At 43.0% G+C, this 23,160-nt stretch carries 16 protein-coding genes; 12 read left to right on the top strand and 4 right to left on the bottom strand.

The window, feature by feature from the left end:
• The first annotated feature begins 488 nt into the window (after nt 1–488).
• Both gpmM and IQO02_RS12915 read left to right on the top strand, forming a co-directional pair.
• Complete coding sequence (gene gpmM / locus IQO02_RS12920; RefSeq protein WP_016790150.1) at nt 489–2,021, top strand: 2,3-bisphosphoglycerate-independent phosphoglycerate mutase; 1,533 nt, start codon at nt 489–491, stop codon at nt 2,019–2,021.
• A gap of 505 nt (nt 2,022–2,526) precedes the next feature.
• Nucleotides 2,527–3,108: a hypothetical protein gene (locus IQO02_RS12915; RefSeq protein ID WP_193838564.1), complete on the top strand. Its 582-nt coding sequence runs from the start codon at nt 2,527–2,529 to the stop codon at nt 3,106–3,108.
• Between the two features lie 173 nt (nt 3,109–3,281).
• On the opposite strand, the gene IQO02_RS12910 is transcribed toward IQO02_RS12915, so the two are convergent.
• A complete protein-coding gene (locus IQO02_RS12910) occupies nt 3,282–3,824 on the bottom strand; it encodes a methylated-DNA--[protein]-cysteine S-methyltransferase (RefSeq protein ID WP_102282504.1) in 543 nt (180 codons plus the stop codon).
• A 74-nt stretch (nt 3,825–3,898) separates the two neighbouring features.
• Entirely contained in the window at nt 3,899–5,242 is a 1,344-nt protein-coding gene (locus IQO02_RS12905) for an MATE family efflux transporter (RefSeq protein WP_010433995.1), read from the bottom strand.
• A gap of 218 nt (nt 5,243–5,460) precedes the next feature.
• On the opposite strand from IQO02_RS12905, the gene IQO02_RS12900 reads away from it, so the two are divergent.
• A complete protein-coding gene (locus IQO02_RS12900; protein ID WP_010433998.1) occupies nt 5,461–5,751 on the top strand; it encodes a co-chaperone GroES in 291 nt (96 codons plus the stop codon).
• Nucleotides 5,752–5,957: 206 nt separating this feature from the next.
• Nucleotides 5,958–7,604, top strand: coding sequence for a chaperonin GroEL (gene groL, locus IQO02_RS12895; protein WP_010433999.1), 1,647 nt, complete (start codon nt 5,958–5,960; stop codon nt 7,602–7,604).
• 334 nt (nt 7,605–7,938) lie between these two features.
• Here groL and IQO02_RS12890 read toward each other — a convergent pair whose 3' ends face one another.
• A complete protein-coding gene (locus tag IQO02_RS12890; protein WP_016795236.1) occupies nt 7,939–9,234 on the bottom strand; it encodes a PAS domain-containing methyl-accepting chemotaxis protein in 1,296 nt (431 codons plus the stop codon).
• A gap of 344 nt (nt 9,235–9,578) precedes the next feature.
• On the opposite strand from IQO02_RS12890, the gene IQO02_RS12885 reads away from it, so the two are divergent.
• Nucleotides 9,579–10,679, top strand: coding sequence for a sensor domain-containing diguanylate cyclase (locus tag IQO02_RS12885; protein WP_065099703.1), 1,101 nt, complete (start codon nt 9,579–9,581; stop codon nt 10,677–10,679).
• A 54-nt stretch (nt 10,680–10,733) separates the two neighbouring features.
• On the opposite strand, the gene IQO02_RS12880 is transcribed toward IQO02_RS12885, so the two are convergent.
• Nucleotides 10,734–12,077, bottom strand: coding sequence for a sensor domain-containing diguanylate cyclase (locus IQO02_RS12880; RefSeq protein ID WP_065107161.1), 1,344 nt, complete (start codon nt 12,075–12,077; stop codon nt 10,734–10,736).
• 767 nt (nt 12,078–12,844) lie between these two features.
• Here IQO02_RS12880 and IQO02_RS12875 point away from each other — a divergent pair.
• From IQO02_RS12875 to IQO02_RS12845, 7 genes are all read left to right on the top strand, one after another.
• On the top strand, nt 12,845–14,407 hold the full coding sequence (locus tag IQO02_RS12875; protein WP_010434009.1) for a sensor domain-containing diguanylate cyclase: 1,563 nt from the start codon (nt 12,845–12,847) through the stop codon (nt 14,405–14,407).
• A gap of 140 nt (nt 14,408–14,547) precedes the next feature.
• Nucleotides 14,548–16,347, top strand: a complete 1,800-nt coding sequence (locus IQO02_RS12870) for a CHASE domain-containing protein (protein WP_065099700.1) — start codon at nt 14,548–14,550, stop codon at nt 16,345–16,347.
• Nucleotides 16,344–16,772 carry a response regulator gene (locus IQO02_RS12865; protein ID WP_010434014.1) on the top strand — a complete coding sequence of 143 codons (429 nt, stop codon included), beginning with the start codon at nt 16,344–16,346 and terminating at the stop codon, nt 16,770–16,772. Before IQO02_RS12870 ends, IQO02_RS12865 begins: the two co-directional genes overlap by 4 nt.
• A gap of 16 nt (nt 16,773–16,788) precedes the next feature.
• Complete coding sequence (locus IQO02_RS12860; RefSeq protein ID WP_029189233.1) at nt 16,789–18,486, top strand: GGDEF domain-containing response regulator; 1,698 nt, start codon at nt 16,789–16,791, stop codon at nt 18,484–18,486.
• Between the two features lie 351 nt (nt 18,487–18,837).
• Entirely contained in the window at nt 18,838–20,484 is a 1,647-nt protein-coding gene (locus IQO02_RS12855) for a methyl-accepting chemotaxis protein (RefSeq protein WP_010434020.1), read from the top strand.
• 265 nt (nt 20,485–20,749) lie between these two features.
• Nucleotides 20,750–21,307 carry a VC2662 family protein gene (locus tag IQO02_RS12850; RefSeq protein WP_016787278.1) on the top strand — a complete coding sequence of 186 codons (558 nt, stop codon included), beginning with the start codon at nt 20,750–20,752 and terminating at the stop codon, nt 21,305–21,307.
• Between the two features lie 246 nt (nt 21,308–21,553).
• Nucleotides 21,554–23,014, top strand: coding sequence for a sensor domain-containing diguanylate cyclase (locus tag IQO02_RS12845; RefSeq protein ID WP_081304418.1), 1,461 nt, complete (start codon nt 21,554–21,556; stop codon nt 23,012–23,014).
• Nucleotides 23,015–23,160: the final 146 nt, after the last annotated feature.

Genomic DNA, 23,160 nt, shown 5'->3' with positions numbered 1-23,160 from the left:
GTAATTTATTTGCGTAAATAATACGCTAACGAATTGGTTATGTATACTGTTGACTATGGTCTGATCTGTTTATGAATGTTTAATGATTCATTTTGTTTATTTATGTAAAAAAAGTTAAGTCGCTGAGACTTAACCTTTTCTTTTTCTAATGACTCACGAGTTGACTGTTTTAGTGAACAGACGTTTTTGGATTCGTGAACGAATGAACCGATAGAGGTGGTTCGTGTCCCTTTACCAATCTTCAAGGGTTGATTGAGGGTATATTGGGTGTAATCGTGTCGTACTCTTTGTGATTTGATTTGATAGCCCGCTAAATAAATATTCATAGGTGAGAAAAGAAACTCATCAAATGATGCTTTTTTTCATCTCAGTTCGGCTCGCTAGAAACGTTTCTTGATCTTCCACTACAGTTTTGACTGTAAACTGTAGTAAAATTACGCTAATTTGTTTTTATACCGATTTATTTTGAATTGAACGAGGTCAGTCCTATGTCAGCTAAGAAGCCAATGGCTCTAGTGATCCTTGACGGTTACGGTTACCGTGAAGACAACCAAGACAACGCTATCGCAAACGCTAATACTCCAGTATTAGACGGTCTTATTGCTAACCAACCTAACACGCTAATCTCGGCTTCTGGCTTAGATGTAGGCCTACCAGATGGTCAAATGGGTAACTCAGAAGTGGGTCACACCAACATCGGTGCGGGTCGCGTGGTATACCAAGATTTAACGCGTATTACTAAATCAATCGCAGACGGTGAATTCGGTCAAACTGAAACACTCGTGAATGCTATCGATAAAGCAGTAAAAGCGGAGAAAGCGGTTCACATCATGGGCCTTATGTCTCCAGGTGGCGTTCACTCTCACGAAGATCACATCTACGCAGCTGTTGAAATGGCAGCAGAACGTGGCGCAGAGAAAATCTACCTACACGCATTCCTAGACGGCCGTGATACGCCGCCACGTAGCGCAGAAAACACATTGGCTCGCTTCCAAGCGTTGTTCGCTAAACTGGGTAAAGGGCGTGTTGCTTCTCTTATTGGTCGTTACTACGCAATGGACCGTGATAACAACTGGGATCGCGTTCAAGAATCTTACGACCTACTGACTCAAGCAAAAGCAGAGTTCACATTCGACACGGCGGTTGCTGGCCTAGAAGCGGCTTACGCTCGTGACGAAAACGATGAGTTTGTGAAAGCGACGGAAATCAAAGCGGAAGGCGAAGAGTCTGCAGCTATCGTTGATGGCGATGCGGTTATCTTCATGAACTACCGTGCTGACCGTGCGCGTGAAATTACTCGTGCATTCGTACCTAACTTCGACGGTTTTGAGCGTAGCGTATTCCCAGCAATCGACTTTGTGATGCTGACTCAATACGCAGCAGACATTCCACTGCTTTGTGCATTCCCACCGGCTTCTCTAGAGAACACTTACGGTGAATGGCTATCGAAAGAAGGCAAAACGCAGCTACGTATCTCTGAAACAGAGAAATATGCGCACGTGACGTTCTTCTTCAACGGCGGTAAAGAAGACGAGTTTGAAGGCGAAGAGCGTCAGCTTGTTGCTTCTCCAAAAGTAGCAACGTACGACCTACAGCCGGAAATGAGCGCACCAGAGCTTACTGAAAAGTTGGTTGCAGCAATCAAAGGCGGCAAATACGACGCTATCGTTTGTAACTTCCCTAACTGTGACATGGTTGGCCACACTGGCGTTTACGATGCAGCGGTTAAAGCGGTAGAGTCGCTAGACGAATGCCTGGGTAAAGTAGTTGAAGCAATCAAAGAAGCCGATGGCCAACTGCTTATCACTGCTGACCACGGTAACGCGGAAATGATGGTAAACCCAGAAACGGGCGGCATCCACACGGCGCACACTAACCTACCTGTTCCACTTATCTATGTAGGTAACAAAGACGTTGAGTTCAAAGAAGGCGGTAAGCTGTCTGACCTTGCACCAACAATGCTTTCTCTGTCTGGTATTGATATCCCAGCAGAAATGTCAGGTGACGTGATCGTTAAATAGTCAGTAGTAAGTAGCTAAGTAATGACTGTTTTAGATAAATAGTTTTTTAACTTTTATCGAATACTAGAACGGCTGCACGCGAGTGTGGCCGTTTTTTTTGTGATTTTTTTTGACCCAATGCTATACCAATTGCAGTAAATCACGGGCCCCCCTGGCTTGTTAAAAACCTCGATAACGTCGTGAGAATTTTTGATTGTAGAATCACTACTTATCGAAACTTCTTGTCGAAAAAGCAGCCTTGTTCTCAAGCTTTTTCCTGCTTCTATTTCATGGCCAAGGCGGCCGGCCCCGACCTTGATGAGTCTGATTCTGATCATAAGCATGAGTCTGCTTATAAACATGAACCTTCTAATAAACATCAAAGCGAAATCTATTCATCCCCCATTGTTTAGCAAATGAACAAAACCTTGCACATCCATTTTGTTAGTGCTAATTTGCCAATTATTGAACGGTCGTTCAAGCTTTAAATCAAATTTTGGTTTAATGCAGCTTAATACGGCTTAATATGATTGATTTGATGAAGATAAACGCGATAAACCTTGGTGTGTTTTTCTATTCAAGTGGTTCTATTTCTCTACTGGAAGTTAAAAATATGAATAAAAAGACACTTATCATGACACTTATCATGACACTTGTTATCGGCTTGATGGCTAGTATCGCTTTTATCTTGATTCAGCCTTTGTTTGGTATGTCGACCCTGACATCTCGACACGCCGCTGCATACGTGACGTTAGGAGGCTACGATCCAACGAGTGCACTGGTGTTGTCGTGGGTTGTGCATGTTGGCGTTTCATTGTGCTATGCCTTTCTTTCGAACCTTATTTTTATCTTCAATTCATCGCTTTCCGTCAACCTCATCCAAATCGCCGTATTGGGTTGGATAACCACGCTGATTGCAACGCCAGCCAATGAATGGGTAGTGAAACTTGTGACGACAAAACAATCTCCGTCTATCAGTTCGTTATCTGCACTGAACACCGATGTCGGACCAAAATTATGGCTGCATGTTTTGTTTTTTGTTCTTATCGTTGGTGGGTTATGGCTGGCGAAAAAACAACGTTCTGCTATGGCCGTTGCTAAGATTTAAAGGGCTGTCGCGAAGGTTTAAAGGGCTCTCGCGAAGATTTAAAGGACTGTTGCGAAGGTTTAAAGGGCTGCCGCGAAGATTTTAAGCGCACTTAAATAGCTATCTTGGTTTATTCGGCTACCTGTTTATTTGCCATTACTCGTTGTTTGCCATTTTTAGTTCGTTGCCTGCTATTACTTGTTGTTTATCATTTTTAGCTCGCTGTTTACCATTTTTAGCTCGCTGTTTATCATTTTCAGCTCGCTGTTTACCATTTTTAACTCAAAGCTCAACAACCATTCTTTGCGGCTCATGCCGCCGGTGTAGCCCGTTAATGTACCGTTCGCCCCAATCACTCGATGGCAGGGGACAACAATGCTAAACGGGTTTTTACCGTTCGCACCGCCAACCGCTCTTACGGCTTTCGGGTTATCCATTCTTTTTGCTTGTTCACCGTAGCTGATGGTTTCGCCATAAGGGATACTGGTTAAGGCGACCCAGGCTTTGCGTTGGAAATCGGTACCTTTGGGTTCTAAAGGTAAGTCAAAGCTGGTGCGTTGGCCTGCAAAGTATTCGTCCAGTTGGCGAGCGGTTTCAAGGCATAACGAGTCGGGGTTTTCAGTCAGCTCTGGTTCGGTATTGAGATGGTCAATTTCAATGATTGCATCGCCATTGCTTATGATGACCATTTTTCCAATTGGCGCGTTGTAGAGCATTTTGTAAGTGGTGTCTTCCATGTCATATTCCTTCTTCTAGTCTTCTAGTCTTCTAGTCTTCTATCTGCTGTTACTTTAAAGCCTTCGTATTTCGGTTACTCGCATTCCGCATTGGCTTGAGCTCTAACACGAAGCGCAAAGCAATACCCGGATATACCCCCCAGAACATTGCCGAGTGCTAAACCAATAAACAGCCCTTCTACGCCGTCGATTTGGCTGCCTATCCACGCAAAGGGTAAGGTAAAAACAAACAGGCGCATGAAGCTCCATTGGAAGGCTTTAAGTGGTTGGTGCATCGCGTTCATGCCGCTGATCAACATCATCACAATGCCTTGGAACCCATAGCTAAAGGGCACGACTAGCAGGTAATGCCACAATATGCCTCGCACCGACTCTTCTTGAGAGAACAAAGCGGCCAAAGGGATGCTCAGTGGCACCATCATTAAGAAGACCAACCCTTGGAATAGTAGGGCAAAGCGCATGCTTAGAAACAGGGCCTTAAAACTGCGCTGAGGGTTGTTTGCGCCAAAGTTCTGCGCCATGAAAGGCGTAAGAGCCGAAGTAAGAGACATCAACACAATGATAAGAATGGACTCGATACGTTGGGCTGCGCCATACGCTGCTACAGCTTCAGTCCCTTGCTTGGCCAACATCATCATGATGATAGCGCCAGCAAGTGGGTTCAGAGCGTTAGACAGAGCCGCTGGGGTGCCTATTTTTAAGATCTGTCGCCAGTCACTGACGATGTTTGTCAGCTTAGGCGGCGCAAGCAGTTTTTCTCGCACCATCAATACGTAGAGTGAGCCACACAAAGCACCAAACCAACTGAAACCACTGGCAATCGCAGCGCCTTGAATCCCCAGTTCAGGAAAAGGCCCATACCCGAAGATGAGTAGCGGATCTAAAACGCCATTGATAAGGCCTGCCAGTAGCATGATCTTGGCGGGTGTTTTCGTATCACCGGTCGCTCGAATCGCGCTGTTGCCTGCCATGGGGATCACCAACAATGGGATCGCGAGATACCACACCGACATGTATTCCGATATCAGCGGCAACAACTCTTGCTTTGCCCCTAACAGGGTAAACATAGGTTCTAAGGCGATAATACCTAGCGTAGACGCGCAGCCGACCAGAAGCAGAGCCAGCAATAAGCCATGACAGGTAAAGCGTGCTGCATTTTGTGCGCTGCCTTGGCCAAGCAATCGACCGATACATGTCGATAAGCCAATACCAATCCCCATGGTGATGCAGTTGATGGCAAAGGTGACTGGAAAGGTAAAACTCACCGCGGCTAAGGCTTGGGTGCCGAGCAATGAGATGAAGAAAGTATCGACGAGATTAAACATCAAGATCGCCACCATACCGAATATGGTCGGTATGGTCATGGTACGCAATGTACTCTCAATAGGGGCGGTTAATAGCCCGTGCTTATCTTGCATGTAAAACGCCGATTGAAACTAAAACCGTAGGATAAACAGATGCGGGATACGAGTAAACGAAAAGCAGGGAAAGATGAGGGGTGAGAATCTGCACTTTAGCTCACAATTTTTTCGTTACCCCCTTGGGATTCATCACATTGTCCCCAACATATTGTTTGACCCACGCTAATCGTGGCAACTATCAAAATTTAAATGGAAATTATCAGGAGATAAGACCGATGAATATCCGTCCTCTACATGACCGAGTTATCGTTGAGCGCCAAGAAGTTGAATCTAAATCTGCTGGTGGCATCGTTCTAACTGGTTCTGCCGCAGAAAAATCGACTCGCGGTATCATTCTAGCTGTTGGCAAAGGCCGCATTCTAGAAAACGGTTCAGTGCAACCGTTGGACGTAAAAGTTGGCGATACCGTTATCTTTGCTGAAGGTTACGGCACGAAAACTGAAAAAATCGACGGCAAAGAAGTTCTGATCATGTCTGAAAACGACATCATGGCGATCGTCGAGTAATCTATTTTTCATTTAACTCTCAGTAAAAGTTATCAGAGCCAGTATTGGATGATTCATATCGTCATTCCAGAAATGAGGAACGAATTATCTGGAATCTAAACAGAGTGCGATTTGAGTAGATTCTGAATCACGTTCGTCCCTCACTGTTCAGAATGACGCGATAACGCTGAGACGCCCCGAAACAAAGAATTTGAAAGGAAATTAAGATGGCTGCTAAAGACGTTAAATTTGGTAATGACGCACGTATTAAAATGCTAGAAGGTGTAAACGTTCTGGCTGACGCAGTAAAAGTAACACTAGGTCCTAAAGGCCGTAACGTTGTTCTAGACAAATCATTTGGCGCACCGACTATCACTAAAGATGGTGTTTCAGTTGCACGTGAAATCGAACTTGAAGACAAGTTCCAAAACATGGGCGCACAAATGGTTAAAGAAGTGGCTTCGCAAGCGAATGACGCGGCGGGCGACGGAACAACAACAGCAACAGTATTAGCTCAGTCGATTATCGCTGAAGGCCTAAAAGCGGTTGCTGCGGGTATGAACCCAATGGATCTTAAGCGCGGCATCGACAAAGCGGTTATCGCGGCTGTTGAAGAGCTGAAGAACCTTTCTGTTCCATGTGCAGATACGAAAGCTATCGCGCAAGTAGGTACTATCTCTGCAAACTCTGACGCAACAGTGGGTAACATCATTGCTGAAGCGATGGAAAAAGTAGGCCGTGATGGCGTTATCACTGTTGAAGAAGGTCAGGCTCTACAAGACGAGCTAGACGTAGTTGAAGGTATGCAGTTCGACCGCGGTTACCTATCTCCTTACTTCATCAACAACCAAGAAGCGGGTTCTGTTGATCTAGAAAGCCCATTCATTCTTCTTATCGACAAGAAAATTTCGAACATTCGTGAGCTTCTTCCGACTCTAGAAGCAGTAGCAAAAGCATCTCGTCCACTTCTTATCATCGCTGAAGATGTAGAAGGCGAAGCGCTAGCAACGCTTGTTGTGAACAACATGCGTGGCATCGTGAAAGTCGCGGCTGTTAAAGCGCCTGGTTTCGGTGACCGTCGTAAGTCTATGCTACAAGATATCGCTATCCTAACGGGCGGTACGGTTATCTCTGAAGAGATCGGCCTAGACCTAGAGAAAGTAACGCTAGAAGACCTAGGTCAAGCTAAGCGTGTAACTATCACTAAAGAAAACTCAACCATCATCGATGGCGCGGGCGAAGAAACAATGATCCAAGGTCGTGTTTCTCAAATCCGTCAACAAATCGAAGATGCAACGTCTGACTACGACAAAGAGAAACTTCAAGAACGCGTAGCTAAGCTAGCTGGCGGTGTTGCAGTAATCAAAGTGGGCGCTGCAACTGAAGTTGAGATGAAAGAGAAGAAAGACCGCGTTGAAGATGCACTTCACGCAACTCGCGCTGCCGTTGAAGAAGGTGTGGTTGCTGGTGGTGGTGTTGCACTTATCCGCGCTGCATCTAAAGTTGCTGGCCTTGAAGGCGACAACGAAGAGCAAAACGTAGGTATCCGTGTTGCACTACGTGCAATGGAATCGCCTATCCGTCAAATCACGAAGAACGCAGGTGATGAAGAGTCTGTTGTTGCTAACAACGTTCGTGCTGGCGAAGGTAACTACGGTTACAACGCGGCGACTGGCGAATACGGCGACATGATTGCAATGGGTATCCTAGATCCAACTAAGGTAACTCGCTCTGCACTTCAGTTCGCAGCATCAGTTGCTGGTCTTATGATCACAACAGAAGCGATGATCACTGACAAGCCTCAAGATTCAGCTCCTGCAATGCCTGATATGGGTGGCATGGGCGGTATGGGTGGTATGGGCGGCATGATGTAATCATCCCCCTGACTTAATCCTATAAAGTCTGAAAAGCCCCGTAAACGTTGTGTTTACGGGGTTTTTTTAGTTTCTATTTTCTAACACACCCAACAAATAAGACATCCAACAAGTAAGAAATCCAATAAAATGCACAACTCTATTCGATGTATCAACCACGGTTCGGATCCTTTCTTTGCCTTTAATGACAAGGTTTCAGTTCCAAAGTTTATGGTTATTCAAGGCTGAGTTAACACGGAGCGACCTGCTTGCGGGCTTATCACGTCGTGAATTGCTCTATCGCTAAGTGAATCTATCTATCGCTAAGCTAATGTATCTATCGCTAATTTGTTGATTACTGTTGGCTATTAGAAAGATTCATCACCGTGCTCGAAACATTCTCTGCACCTTTATGGATCTCATCCATAACGGTCGAGACTTGGGTAATTTTGGCATTGCCTTCTTCCGTAATGGACGACATTTCAGCCATCATGGTGGTCACTTCGTTGATGAGCTTCTGGTTTTCTTCTACAACTTTGATTATCTCATTAGTCGAGTCTGAAGTTCGGGACGCGAGTTGTCTTACTTCGTCAGCGACAACGGCAAAGCCTCTTCCATACTCACCGGCTCTTGCGGCTTCGATAGCAGCGTTGAGTGCCAATAAATTTGTTCTATCTGCGATCTCTTGAATCGTAGCGACAATGTTTTGAATGCTTTTCGAGCTGTCATTGAGTGAATGCACCTTTTGAGAGGTACTGGCCGCTTTTTGGGATACCGTTAAAGAAACCTCGACCGAATCGGTAAGCAGCTTAGAGCCTTCAAGGGCTATTTGCGCGGTTTCTAGTGAGGTTGAGTAGGCCACCTCTGAAGCTTCAGCGATCGCATGGCTGCGTTCAATGCGATCCGTTATGTTACTGGCAAGCTTGACGATTTTCACGACCTTGCCTGCTTCATTCATGATGGGGTTGTAGCTGGCCTCAATCCAAATACTGGATCCATTAGAACTGCGACGCTGAAACAAGCCTGATTTTAGCTGTCCCTTTTGTAATTCTTGCCAGAAGTGAGGGTTATTACTATAGAACTCCTCAAAACAGAACATGCGATGATGTTTACCGACCACCTGGTTTTCTCTGTAACCCAACGTATTTAAAAAGTTTGAGTTGGCGGTCAGTATTGTTCCTTCAGGATCAAATTCAATAATCGCTTGTGACTTGTCTAAGGCAGAGAACAGCGCATCATTTTTTTTGTTTTGGTCGTTGATCTCTGTGATATCAGAAGCCAGTTTTGCTACGCCAGTGACACGACCATCTGAATCTTTGATCGGTAAATAGGTCGCTTCTAGAACAACCGTGTCACCTTGCTTATTTACTCTCTCGAACGTGCCTTCTTTTGAGATGCCATTGGCAAGCTCTCGCCAAAAGCTTTGATAAGGCGAAGAGCGGACATAGCTATCAGTGCAGAATATCTTGTGGTGTTGTCCTTTGATCTCATCTAATGAGTACCCGACAAGCGTTAAAAAGGGCGCACTGGCATCTTGAATAACGCCCTCAGGGGTAAACTCGATCCATGCAACATGCTTTTTTAAGGACTGGTAGATATTGTCGGAATGGCTAGGTTTTATCTCTGGTTTTTGCTTCTTAGTAAAAAACACCGCGGACCTTATTTAAACAGAAAAATAGTTGATATATTGCTCAGCATGACTTTGACACAATTATACACATTTGCAATCAATGTTTAAGAGGGGCACATCGGTGTGTTTCAGTCTGCTTGAGTATGAGTATGAATTTGATATGAGAGTGATATGAGTATAAGTGTGAGCGATGCCAATGAAAGCACTAAGGTTATTCATCCGTATTGGAAAGTCGCACCTTCGATAACGTGAGATCTGGCCAATAAAGAGTAAGACATTAAAATTAGATGTGTTACTAAGAGCATAGAAACCCGCGATTTTTTTCTTTATATTAAAATGCCACTTCCACAATTGTTGTCAAGATCATGCAAACCGATTTGAACATCATTGCCGAATTCGAAAAGAAAATTGCAGGACTCGAAAAAGAGAATGCTGAGCTCAAGCGAAGCAATGCTCGCCTGCAAGAAAAGTTGAATGCCGCACTCGACAGTAATGGGTTGTGTCTATGGGAGCATCATGTTCCGTCAGGAAAGCTCACTATCTTTAATATGGATTGGGGAAAAATGCTCGGCTACCAACCGCATGAGCTGACTGCGACGTTTGAAACTTGGAAAAATAACTTACACCCTGATGATTATCAGCAGGCCATGAAAGCTTTTGAAGATCACCTGTCAGGAAGCAGTGACTTATATGAAGTTGTTTACCGAATGACTCATAAAGATGGCAGTGATAGCTATGTGTACGACAGAGGTCGTGTGGTCGAGTTTGATAGCAATGGAGTACCGCTTAGGATTATGGGTACGCACATCGATATCACGCAAGAAAAACGCTTTGAACAACAATTGGCGGCCTTGGCCTCTACCGATAGGTTGACGGGGTTACTCAATAGACAAGCTATCGAACAACGTTTTCGTGAAATGAAAAGCGCAGATAAGTTAGTTCGAGCGGCGATGATCTTTATTGATATCGACAACTTTAAAGCGGTCAATGACACTTTAGGCCACCAGAAGGGCGATCAGTTGCTGAGTTTTATTGCTCAGCGCTTGGTCACGCTAGCTTCAAATGCAGCTTCGTTAGCTTCTGGTTTAGCTCCGCAAGTTTCTGGTTTAGCTTCGCAAGTTTCTGGTTTAGCTCCGCAAGTTTCTGATTTAGCTCCGCAAGCTTCTGATTTAGCTAAACCATCCTCTGAACCGGCGCAAATCGGGCGGATTGGCGGAGATGAGTTTGTCATTTTATTTCCTGAGACGGAACCCGATCAAGTCACGCACTTTTGTGAAGAGTTGTTGCAAACGGCTGTAACTGAGAGCAATCGAATGCTGACGGACGTCGCCATCGGCATGAGTATTGGTGTGTGCTTCTTTAATCAAGGTGAGCATCACTTTGATGACGTGTACCAGCAATCTGATTTGGCCATGTATCAAATTAAGAGAAACGGCAAAAACGGCGTGAAAACTCTGCATATTTGACCGGAAGGATACTGCATTCAGAGCACCGCTTAGGAAGCTTTATTGTGCACAACGCTATGAGTCAAGATTACTAGCGGTGACCACTTTGTTCTTCCCTTGCGATTTTGCTTGGTACAAAAATTTATCGGCGAGAGAAACAAGGTGCTTAATCAGCTGATTTGCTTTCTGAACCTGATCGGATTTCTGGACCTGATCTTCGTTTTGGGGCTTCTCTGTTTTTTGGAGCTGACCTGTGTTTTGGGACTTCTCTGCAAGTGAGATATCCTCTTGGCACACACTGACCCCGATACTGACGGTACGTTGAACGTTCTCTTCTGCGGTTGAGCAAACAAAAGATTCACAGCGTTGGCGAAGCTCTTCAGCAAGTTCAATGGCTTGAGAAAGACGCACATTGGACAAGAAAATAACAAACTCCTCACCGCCCCAGCGTCCCGTCACGCCATGGTTTGATACCACTTGTTTACATAAGTTGGCGATGTTGCGGAGCATGGCATCACCCGTTAAGTGTCCATGTTGATCATTGACGGATTTAAAGTCATCGACATCAAGCATCATACAAACCAGTGTATTTTGTTGGTGAGCTTGCGCTTCTACCCACTGATAGATGGCGTCTCGGTTGAGAAGGCCGGTCAGTGAATCGTGTGACGCTTTATAAGCCAGTTCTTTTTCGAGTTCAACTCGGTCGGTAATGTCTTCAATCACGGCTTGGACAGCCATCTCACCATCCCACTCAATGGCATTATCATAGATGCTAAAGTAACGTTCTTTACCATCAAAGCAGATATTTTTGATCACATTATGTGCGCCAGGGAGACTGCTAGAAATTAAGTTTTGATAGCGAGCTATGGCTTCTTCTTTTTGATCATCGTATATCAAATCCAATAAATAGACGTTCTCTAAGACGAATTCAATGGAAGGGGCTTTCATCAAGTCCACCCATGCCTGGTTGACCATAATGGGCTTGAAATTACGATGCACACTAATGCCTTGCAATGACGACAGGACTAAGCGTTGATATTGAAGTTTATTATGCTCTAACTGCTTCAGTGCTTGCTCTTGGACAGACAAATCAATCAAGGTGACTTGAAGTGCGGGTTCGCCTTTCCATTTTATGACATGGTCGATAGTGAAGGCCGTAAACTCACGCCCAAAACGGTCGCGGTTAGTAAAGGTGCGCCCGCGAGGGTTGGCGCGCCTTTCGACTTGTTGGTAATAATTGTCTTTTGCACTTTGATGGTGGTCCGGGACAATAAGATCAAGTATAGAGTCAATACTTGACATTAATTCTTGAGCGGATTTGTAGCCGAAAATATGCGCATAATTGTCATCGGCATGCACCAAATGAAAGTCTTTTAATATGGCGATCCCGTAGGTGGAATTGATCGTTAGTTTCGTCATGCAAATACCTCTACGCCAAGGACATATCGATAACTAAGGTGATATTTGGGTTGCAATACAATGTCTATCCTTTTCATCAATTGCTTTGTTCTGGTCGTGAATCATGTTTGGGCGTTGATGTATTCCTTCAAAGCGTTTTCGAACATGATGACCCGTGATTAGATATTTAACCACTCAAAACAATATACTGGTTTGGAGGGTAAATATAAGTAACACGTTACATAACTTATCACCGCTGCCAATAGTAAGCCAGTTCTTGTTTGTTTTTTGTCTAGCTGTTTGTATGTCGTAAATATCCACGCTGAATGCAGCAGTAAGACCTTAAATATATTAATGGTATTCGGCCGTTAAGTCGATCTGGAATAATACGCCTCATTCAGGATGTTGTTTTGCAAATTCGCATTATATTAACCATTGAAAATAAGAGGTAATAAGGATTAGTGCACCCTTCTTAGGTCAAATAAGGGATTTAGTTCTGTATATTAAGTGTTAAGTATCACAACTTAGAGTTGTTCATATTAATTTAAACTGGCTTTGCTTTATCGCAATAGGGGAGGTTGGGGCTGTCTAATCTTTTTTTATGGTCAAAAATTTCTTTTTTATGACTACGATTTTCTTTGTAGTGACCACAATATAAGTCGTGATGAGTGTAGATAATAAATTTAGCTTATGAACTATATTCCAACTTCGATGAGGAATAGGCTGAAAGTCCTAATTTTAAATGTTAATGTTGCGCAAAATATAGCGGTAAGAAATGGATAAAAACAATGTTAGAAAAGGTTAATTTGAGAAAATTAATTCTAGTCTTGTGTGTATTTTCTGCAATGGTTACGTTATTAAACGCTTTCTATTCACTCTATCAAGTGCAGCGAGATATCATCATCAATACGACACTAGAGTCGAACCGAGTTTATGCCAAAAAGATGGCAGAAATGACGGATGTTTTTCTTGATTCCGCGATGACCCAGCTCCAATACAGCGCCAAAGCTCTATCCGACAGCACCAATGATCAGCGTGCGTTGACAGAAGAAACGAAACGACTCAAAAATCAAACCAAGTTGTTTAACTCCGTTGTCGTTGTAAATTCTAATGGTGTAATTACGGCGGTCTCTCCAGAGACAGTGAAAGTGAAAGGGATTAAGTTAACGAATGAAAACTCACTCCAATCTCTAAAAGCCCAAGCCCCTTTGGTGACGGACCCTTTCGTATCTCCCGCAGGTAACTATCTTATTAGTCTGTCGTACCCTATTTTTTCGAATCAGGGAGAGTATCTCGGCTACATCAGTGGCACTATTTATCTAGAAGCTGAGAATATCTTAGGGAAATTATTGAATGAACATAGTTACGTGGATGGCTCTTACCTTTACGTTGTGGATCGTCATGGAACGTTGATTTATCACCCAAATGAGTCAAGGATCGGCCAAATAATCACAAACAACCGCGCAATTAATACTGTGTCAAAAGGCGAAAGTGGCAGTCTAGATATTGTGAACTCTTTGGGTATTCAAATGTTGGCAGGGTACGCCCCGGTCTCTCAGGCTGGTTGGGGAGTGGTTGCGCAGAAATCGAAGCAAAGTACTCTACTTATGGTTAATCAACAAATGAAAGAGGTGTTTGTAACGACGATTCCTGTTGGGGTGTTGACGTTAATGTTTATTTGGGTATTTTCTAGCTTTATCTCTAAACCATTAAGACAGTTAGCACTGGCGGTTACAGGTAGTGATCGTAACTCAAATACGGTGAATAATGTAAAGCAAGTTCACTCTTGGTATTTTGAAGCATCACAACTGAAGAGCAGCTTTATCAAGGCCTTTGGGATCGCGTTTGAAACGATTGACTCGCTTCATACGGCAAGTTTAACGGATTCGATGACGGGCTTGTTAAATAGGAGAGGTTTAGATAAAGCCGTTGATCAATTACAACATCAGGCTATCCCATTTTCTGTTCTCGCATTGGACATCGACTTTTTTAAATCGGTCAACGATAACTTTGGCCATGATACTGGTGATGATTTATTAAAAAGCTTTGCACAATTGATGAAAGAGCAATCTAGAGATCAAGACTTGCTGTTTCGTTCTGGTGGGGAAGAGTTTATTATTTTTCTGCTCAATTCCGATATTCAAGATGCTTTTAAATTTGCAGAACGGTTACGTAAAAAGGTCGAGTTATATGAATTTGCCAATGTAGGAGGTGTCACTGTTTCTATTGGCGTCGCTTTTTGGGGCGGTGAGGAGCAATCCATTAGGGTCACGTTAAAAGAAGCGGATACAGCTTTGTATCGCGCAAAAAATAACGGCAGAAACCGTTCTGAGCTTTTAAGTAGCGATTAAATCTAGGGTTGTCATTCTGTATAATATGTAATTTAGAGCAGTGACGTGAAGAATGTAAATATAGTATTTACATTTCGTTAGATAAAAGTTAGCGTCAGGGTTATTCGATATTATTATGCACTCTGTGCAATAGGTTAAGGATGCTTACTTTTATCAAAAAGTCGTCAACCGCTTTATCTTGGCTTCATTGGCTTGTTCTCGTCTGCTCTCTAATCCTAACTATTACCGCTTGGCAAATTACTCTTCATCAAACACATCAAAAATCTCAAGTTCAATTTGATTTTCAAGTGAGTCAATTACTCGGGCTTGTTCAAGATAGGATGAGCAAATATGAAGAAGCATTGACCGCGGGCGTATCAGCTATCCATATGTTTTCGGCCCCGGTTAATCGAGAGAGTTGGAAAACGTTTGCTAGTCAGTTTGATATATCATCCCACTTCCCTGGAGTGAGCGGGATAGGTGTGATTCATTACGTCCCTCAGAAAAAAGTGACGAGTTATCTTACTTGGCAACAACAAAGCTTTCCTTCGTATGACATGCACCCAATTCGTATCGCCAAAGATTATTGGCCTATTACGTACATTGAACCAGAAGAAGAGAACCGAGCAGCGGTTGGTCTGGATATGGCCCATGAAAATAATCGATATGCGGCAGCAAGGCTAGCTCGAACAAAGGGAACTCCTCAAATTACAGGGCCAATAACCTTGGTTCAAGATTCTAAGCAAACACCTGGTTTTCTTTTTTATGTTCCATGGTTCGATAAGAGAAAAGTCCCGCAATATTATGGTGATGAAAGTGATGGCTTTTTGGGGTTAGTTTATGCCCCTTTTATTGTTCAACATTTAATGAACGGTACGCTTGAGGATGTTAATCGTCTTATCAATTTCAGTATCCATGATGACAATATTTCACTCTACGATGAGCTTACAAATTCTCGTGAAGCCCTGAACCATCAACCTATGTTCGATGAACAGTTGGAAGTCAATATGTATGGGAGAAGGTGGCTCTTTGATTTTCAGTCTTCACCTTTATTTGAAGCTCAGCAGCATAGTAATCAACCAACATTGATCCTGATGTTCGGCCTACTCGTTAATGTCATGCTATTTGCCATTCTTATGATATTGCGTAACGGGGAAGAGAAAGCCCAAGGCTATGCAAGAAAGTTAAGTCGAGATTTGCAAGAGCGAACGGATAGCCTAGAAAAAGCCTCAGAAAATTTAGCAATAAGAAATCTTGCTCTAGAAAGAGCGAATAGAGATCTCGATCAGTTTGCTTACGTCGCATCGCACGATTTGAAAGCACCTCTGAGAGGGATCTCGCAATTGGTGTCATGGATCAATGAAGACATTGAGGAGCACCTAACCCCTGAAACAAAGGATTATAGTCGCCTTTTGCAGGGGCGAGTTGTCAGGTTGGAGCGATTGCTCGATGACTTATTGTCGTATTTTAGAGTTGGTAGAAAAAAGAATGAGATTCAAGAGTTCTCTTTAGCGAGCAATGTCCAAGAGACATTCGAGTTATTGAATATGAATAATAAGGCGACGCTTATTTGTGACGATAGCATTGGCCCGTTTCGTACGTTGGTCGTCCCGCTAGATTTAATATTGCGAAATTTAATGTCCAACGCGATTAAACACCACGATAAAGCACACGCCAATATTAAGGTTTCTGGTGTTTATCAAGGTGACCATTACAAGTTCTGTGTCGAAGATGATGGGCCAGGAATTCCAACTGAACTCTATGACAAGGTGTTTGAGTTATTCCACACACTACAACCTCGCGATAGCGTCGAAGGAAGTGGTATGGGCTTGTCTATCATCAAAAAAACCTTGGAGCTTTACGGCTGCCATTTCGAATTACACTCTAATTCACAAGGTGGGTGTTCTTTTGTTTTCACCTGGCCCACAGAAGAGTTATTAGAAAAAAAGGAGATCATATGAATCATAACTATATGAAAACCGTCAGTATTCTTTTAGTTGAAGACGATGATATTGATGCCATCGGAATTCAGCGTTCATTGAAGTCATTCAATTTGCTTAATCCAATCCATCGAACTCGTGATGGATTAGAGGCATTAGAAGTGCTTAAAAACGATGCCATTGCTCGGCCTTTTATTGTGCTTCTGGATTTAAACATGCCGCGAATGAATGGCATGGAGTTTTTATCTGCCATTCGGTCGGATTCGAATTTGAGTGACATTGTGGTTTTTGTACTCACGACTTCCCAACTTGATGAAGAAATCTCTGCAGCCTACAAGAAAAATATTGCTGGTTACATTGTGAAGTCTTCATCTAACCAAGATTACAAACAACTTATTCGTTTTCTAGAGAACTATTGGAACATTGTTGAGTTACCAAAATGCTAAAGCCAAGGGGGCTCAAATGAAGGTATTGATCATTGATGATGATCAGGTAGATACTTTGTCTATTGTCAGGACGTTGAAAAATACAGACTTACCTCTAGCGACTATTGAGACTGCCGATACCGGCGTTAAAGGTCTAGAGTTGGCATTTCAGAAACAATTTGATGTCATTTTACTGGATTATCAACTTCCTCCAACCGACGGTTTTGAATTGTTAATCGAACTGCGCGCGAAAAATGATTTCTCTACATCGATTGTTATGTTGAGCCACAATGACGATGAAGAGATCGCTCTGAAATGCATTGAATCAGGCGCTCAGGACTTCATTATGAAAAGTGAAGTTACGGCGGTAAGGCTGAGACGAGCGATTGTTATTGCGTCTGAACGCCATCAACTCGAGCAACAAGTGCTGGAGACGCATACCGAGCTAAAGCGATTAGCAGAGCGCGATAGTTTAACGGGTTTGAATAATCGCCACTTCTTTGAAGAGCGTTTAACCAAACAACTGCTTTCCTCAGCAAAAGATAACTCTTCGTTTGTCTTAATGCTGATTGATGTCGATAAATTTAAAGATGTTAATGATCGCCACGGACATGTCTTAGGAGATGGCGCCCTCAAAGAGGTGGCCAGTAAGCTTAACCGCTGCGTCGGATACAATGATATTTTATGCCGATTGGGGGGGGACGAATTCGCACTATTATTCCCTATCGGAAATAATAAGCAGTACGTCCAAAAAATGGTCAACCGACTCATGTCTGAGTTTAGTTCTTCGATATGTGTGGACGGAGAGTTATTAGATTTAACGGTTAGTGTGGGTATTGCAAGCTTTCCAGAATGTGCATCGAACTCTATTGAGTTACGAAAATGCGCTGATATTGCTTTGTATCGTGCTAAGGATAAGGGAAGAAATCAGGCCCAGTTTTATTCAAAAGCATTTCATGATCAAATGAATCGCCGAGCAGAGCTTGAAAGACACCTGAAGCGAGCTCTAGTAAAGAACGAGATGGAGCTTTATTACCAACCTCAGTTTAATGCGGATATGAAGCTAATAGGGGCAGAAGCTTTGTTGCGTTGGAAACATCCGAAGTTAGGAATGATTCCGCCAGACAGGTTCATTCCTGTTGCAGAAGAAACTGGGATGATTGTCGATATCGGTTTTTGGGTCATCGAAACGGCTTTGAAACAGTTACAATATTGGCTGAATGAGAAAACGTTGAGAGATGATTTTACATTAGCGATTAACTTATCTCCAAGTCAGTTAACCGACCGTTTTTTAGCGAAAAAAGTTAAAAACCTTCTTAATATTTATGAAATTCCAGCTTCAAATGTGGAGTTTGAAATTACGGAAAGTAATCTTATTTCTGGCGAGTGGGCATCTGAAGCTTTGCAGAAAATCAGTGACTTAGGTGTGAAAGTCGCAGTGGATGATTTTGGAACCGGTTACTCCTCACTGTCTCATTTGAAGGATTACACGATTGATGTGATCAAAATCGATCGCTCTTTCGTTGAGCGTATTGAATTGACAAAACCAAGGCAACTTTTTACGGCAATTTGTGCTTTCTCACACAGCTTAGAATACGAAACGGTCGCAGAAGGGATAGAGACGGATATTCATGATGCCATATGTAAAGAGGTCGGAGTGACACGCTTGCAGGGTTTCTATTACTCCAAACCGTTATCTGTATCGAACTTTGAAGGCAAATACTTTTTCGATTAGCGGACTCGTTTGTCGATATAGGAGAGGCTCAGTGTCTCTCTCAATAGCCTCCATAATGACTGCTTCAAGGAGCAGATGTTATGGGGGCTTTATCTTTTTGGATAGTGCTAAATTATGCCAGGCCGCTGTCCGTGAATCAGCATAAAAGCCTGTTATTTTTAGCTTATGCTGTTGGGTTAAATAGTGGGAATCTAGAGAGTTTTAAGTCAGTGAATTTTAACTATGTATTAGTCCTTACGATTTCTTTATATTATAGCTTGGAGCCAGATACTTGCTGATATTTATAAGTACGGGTGATGCTTAAGTGCGGTATTCGTACCTTAACGTTGAATTAATATAAAAAGAGATCATATGTTGGACAATCTATCAAAACTCACCATTAAAGCGAGGCTGGCTATTGGGTTTGGCACGACGCTTTTTCTTATGATGCTTTTAACAGTATTAGGTATTCAAAAAGTTAACTTCATCGATGAGACCCTGACGGAAATTACCGATGTAAACTCACTTAAGCAGCGTTATGCCATTAACTACCGTGGCAGTGTTCATGACCGCGCGATTACTATTCGTGATATTGCGATAGCCAGAACCTCTCAAGAAATTTCTCTTCTAGAGCAAGAAGTTAAGCAGCTCGAAGCTTTTTATCGTGAATCTGAAGCTCAAATGAACCAAATGCGTTCGCAAGGTGAGGTGTTTACGGCCGATGAACAACGTATTCTTGCGAAAATCGATAAGGTACAACAATACACTTTACCCTTGGTTGATGAGATTATTAGGGATAAGAAGTCGGGTACTGTAATGACCGATTCTATCCTTGATTCAGCTCGACCTGCTTTTATTCAATGGCTTGCTGCCATCAACGAATTTATTGATTACCAAGAAGAACAAAGCCAAAAGTTAACCTCTGAGGCTCGAATTGTTGCGGGTGACTTTCAACAGTTGATGCTGTTGCTGACTGCGATTGCATTGACGATGTCGTTATTCGTCGGCTTTATTATTGAACGCAGTTTCAGAGCTTCTTTGGGTGGTGAACCATGGGAGATTTCTGAAATGATCAAGAAAATCTCTGAAGGTAATTTATCCCAACGCTTTATCAAACCAGAAGAGGCCGTTGGCATCTATCGCTCGTTAATTATCCTTAATGATAAGGTGAGTACTGTCATTAAAAGCAGCCGAGGGATTTCAACACAAGTTGCCACGTCAGCTGAGCAGTTGACTGGGGTGATGGTTGATACCGCGAACAATGCTCAACATGAATTGACGCAAGTTGAGGAAATCTCTAATGCGATTAGCGAGTTATCAAGCACATCAAAAGAAGTAACATCAAACGCTGTTCATGCCGAGCAAGAGGCTAAAAAAGCGATTGATAATGTCTTTAAAGGTAACCAAACCTTAGAGGAGTCTATTGAGCTTACCCATAAGATTAATGACTCTGTAAAACAAACCGCCAGTATGATTGTCGATCTTAAAACAAATGCGATGGATATTGGTGAAGTGACGGCCGTGATCAGTACCATTTCTGATCAAACGAATTTGCTGGCCTTGAATGCAGCCATTGAAGCGGCACGAGCGGGTGAATACGGACGTGGTTTTGCCGTTGTTGCTGACGAAGTTCGTAACCTTGCATCTAAGACGCAAGATTCAACGAAGAGCATTCAAGATATTATTACCAAGCTTCAAGCTCAATCAGAAAAAGCCAACGACAACATGATCAGCAATGTTGAGCAGATCCAAGAGTCGGTGACATTGTCAGAAAATGTCCAGCAATCATTCAGTCATATTGAACAGTCTGTGCAATCTATTTCTGAAATTAATACGCTAGTGACAAGCACTTCTCAAGAGCAGTTTAGTTTAACTGAGCGTATAGCATTGAATACAAACAATGCCTTTGACCTAGTGAACCAAAATGTATCGGGTATTCATCAAACTCAACAAGCGGCCAAAGAGTTATCTCAACTGGCGGTAGAGCAGAAAAAAGAGCTGGAGTTTTTTAAGGTCTAGAGAAGTTAACTGAGAATCTAAAGAGCGTAACTTAGGCTCTAAAGAAGGTAACTTAGGATCTAGAAAGCGTAACTGAGAAGATTGCTGTATGCGACACTTGAGTAGACTGTGTGAACTTTCATTGCCCTTTGTTGTTTTTTAGGCCTATATTCAACAGTACAGTTATGACATTGATTTAACATGGATAGCTGTTGAGTAAAGGATAATAAATGCTTGATTGAAAATGGATTAATCAAGTTAACAATAAGTCAGTGGAGACTTCCCAATGAAAAAACTACTTTCGGTACTTGCTGTTTCTGCAGCGGTCATGGCGCCAGCAGCATTTGCTTCTTCGCCTGTTATGTTTTCAACGATCAACGGCTTTAACGCACCAGATTCCGATGCGGTTGGTGGTGTGCGCTTGGCTTTACTTCACGGACAAGTAAACGACCTTAAAGGTGTCGATCTTGCTATTGTTGGTATGTCTGAGACGCAAACGACGACAGGTGTAAACTTGGGTATTTTTGGTGCGCATAAAGTAAACCAAGAAATGACCGGTGCTTCACTGGGTATATTCAACTGGAACCCAGGAAAAACCACAGGTTTGAACTTGGGTGCCGTTAACATCACTAACGATGTGAAAGGCGCGAACGTGAGTTTTGTAAACTACTCGGAAGGCGACACTCTGGTTGATGTTGGTGCCGCAAACCTTTCTGAAGTGTCTACGGTTCAGGTTGGTATCTTCAACAAAACTAAAAAAATCGAGGGCGTACAAGTTGGTCTGATCAACTGTGCTGACAACGGTTTCTTCCCGTGCTTCCCGATTGTGAACTTTGCTAAGTAAAACGTAGCCAAGCCTTTTAACGCCTAAACTCTTGTTTAGGCGTTATTACTTTTAGTTTCCGTTTCCGTTTAGTCTCAGTCTCAGTTTAGCTTCACCTTCAATTCCACTTCCACTTCTAACCCATACTCCTCATCTGACTCAATAGGCGCTTGGTTTTATATTCCCTATTGCAGTATTTCTACTTATAAGTACAATGTGCGCTAAAATAACAACGTCGACTTATATGCTTTGATAAAACACCATACCATCGATTTTAAAAAGGCTTTCGTAAGCCTTACCGCCAGTTTTTTAGTCGTTTTGAGTATATTGCTCGTTGATTCAGCGGAAGAATCAGATAAACAGTATGGAATCGAAAACCAAGGCGTGACACGCTCTTTAGCGGAACTCACACAGATCATTAATGCGCTTGAGTACAACATTACTGCGCTCTACCCACTGCACGGCGATACGTATGTGTTCTCGCATGGCAAAAAGGTAGAGGGAGAAACGTGCTATTTCATCAGTGAGGAGCAACAAGCCCCACGTTTTGATTTTATGTTCTCTGGCCCTCGCGAGATGTGTGATCCTAAATCAGTGCTTAGTGCTGAAGCGGGTAAGCGTTTATTCATCGCTCCAACCATGGCTTATTTTGCCAATACCATTGATACCATCTCTGCGATTTACTTTATTTCGAAAGATAAATTCATCATCTCTTCGCCTTCGGATTTTGCCAGCACGATTAAAGGGGATACCTTCGATTCTGTGGTGAATAGCCGCCCGTACTGGGTGAATACGGTGCGTTTTGGCTTAGCTCAGGGACAAGATCAAGTGGTGTATACCGGGCAATACGATGATTACCTGACGGGTAAAAAAGTCGTGACGCTAACCAAAGGCATCTATGTTGATGGGGAATTTAAAGGGGTACTCGGTATTGATGGCTATGTTGCGAATTTAGTGTCGAACCCTAAACATGGTTATAAGGTGACGAGCACTCGCGGAGCAAACAAATACGGTTTCATGGACTTTACCCATTCGCGACCTTTGTATGTCGATGGTATCAATACTCAGCTCTATCTCAGTATTGAAGAAGACAAGAGTGAGCACTTTTTGCATGTATTGGAGATGGAAAGAGTTCAGTTATCGATACTTTTGGCTTTGTATGTGGTTTCCGCCTTATGGCTGTGGCGATTTTATACCAAACAAGAACACAATCGTTTAAATAACTTAGCAATGCATGATCCACTCACTGGCCTATTGAATCGACGCGGTTTTGAAGCTCGGTTGCTGGCGCAAGACGAAGAGCCAATCATTGGTGTGGGTGTCTTCGATATTGATGATTTTAAAGTGGTCAATGATGTTCACGGGCATAAGGTCGGGGACGAAGTGATTTGCCATGTCGCCAAGTTGATGATGAACAGTGTTAGGCAGCAAGACATTGTCGCTCGGTTTGGTGGTGAAGAGTTTGTTGTCGCGATCACGGGAGAATCATCTGAATTGCTGTCATCGATTTTTCAACGGATTCAAAACGACATTAGCCTGCAAAGTTACCGATGTCCGACGGGGGATAAGGTGAATATTTCTGTTTCAGGGGGAGCAACGCTCTACTCTTTGTATAAGTTCGACAGTGTTGGTCACTTGTGGGAAAACCAGAGCATTCGTTCTTCGGATGAGCAGCTTTATAAGGCGAAGGCCGCGGGCAAGAATCAAGTGTGTATTCACGTGTTTTAATTCGCAGTGAGCAGTTTGTGAGAACCAATGAGGGCCTAGTCGTTTGACTAGGCTTCTTTCTATGTATTTAACATCGACTATCGACTATCTAAGCCTAAGCGCTCTTTTATCTAAAAGGTGCCACTTAAGAAATGCCTCTAAGATGA

Source organism: Vibrio sp. OPT24, from assembly GCF_015163545.1.
In the GTDB taxonomy this organism is placed as follows: Bacteria; Pseudomonadota; Gammaproteobacteria; order Enterobacterales; family Vibrionaceae; genus Vibrio; species Vibrio cyclitrophicus.
Note: the sequence above shows the minus strand (reverse complement) of the source record. Positions and strands in the feature narration are given on the sequence as shown.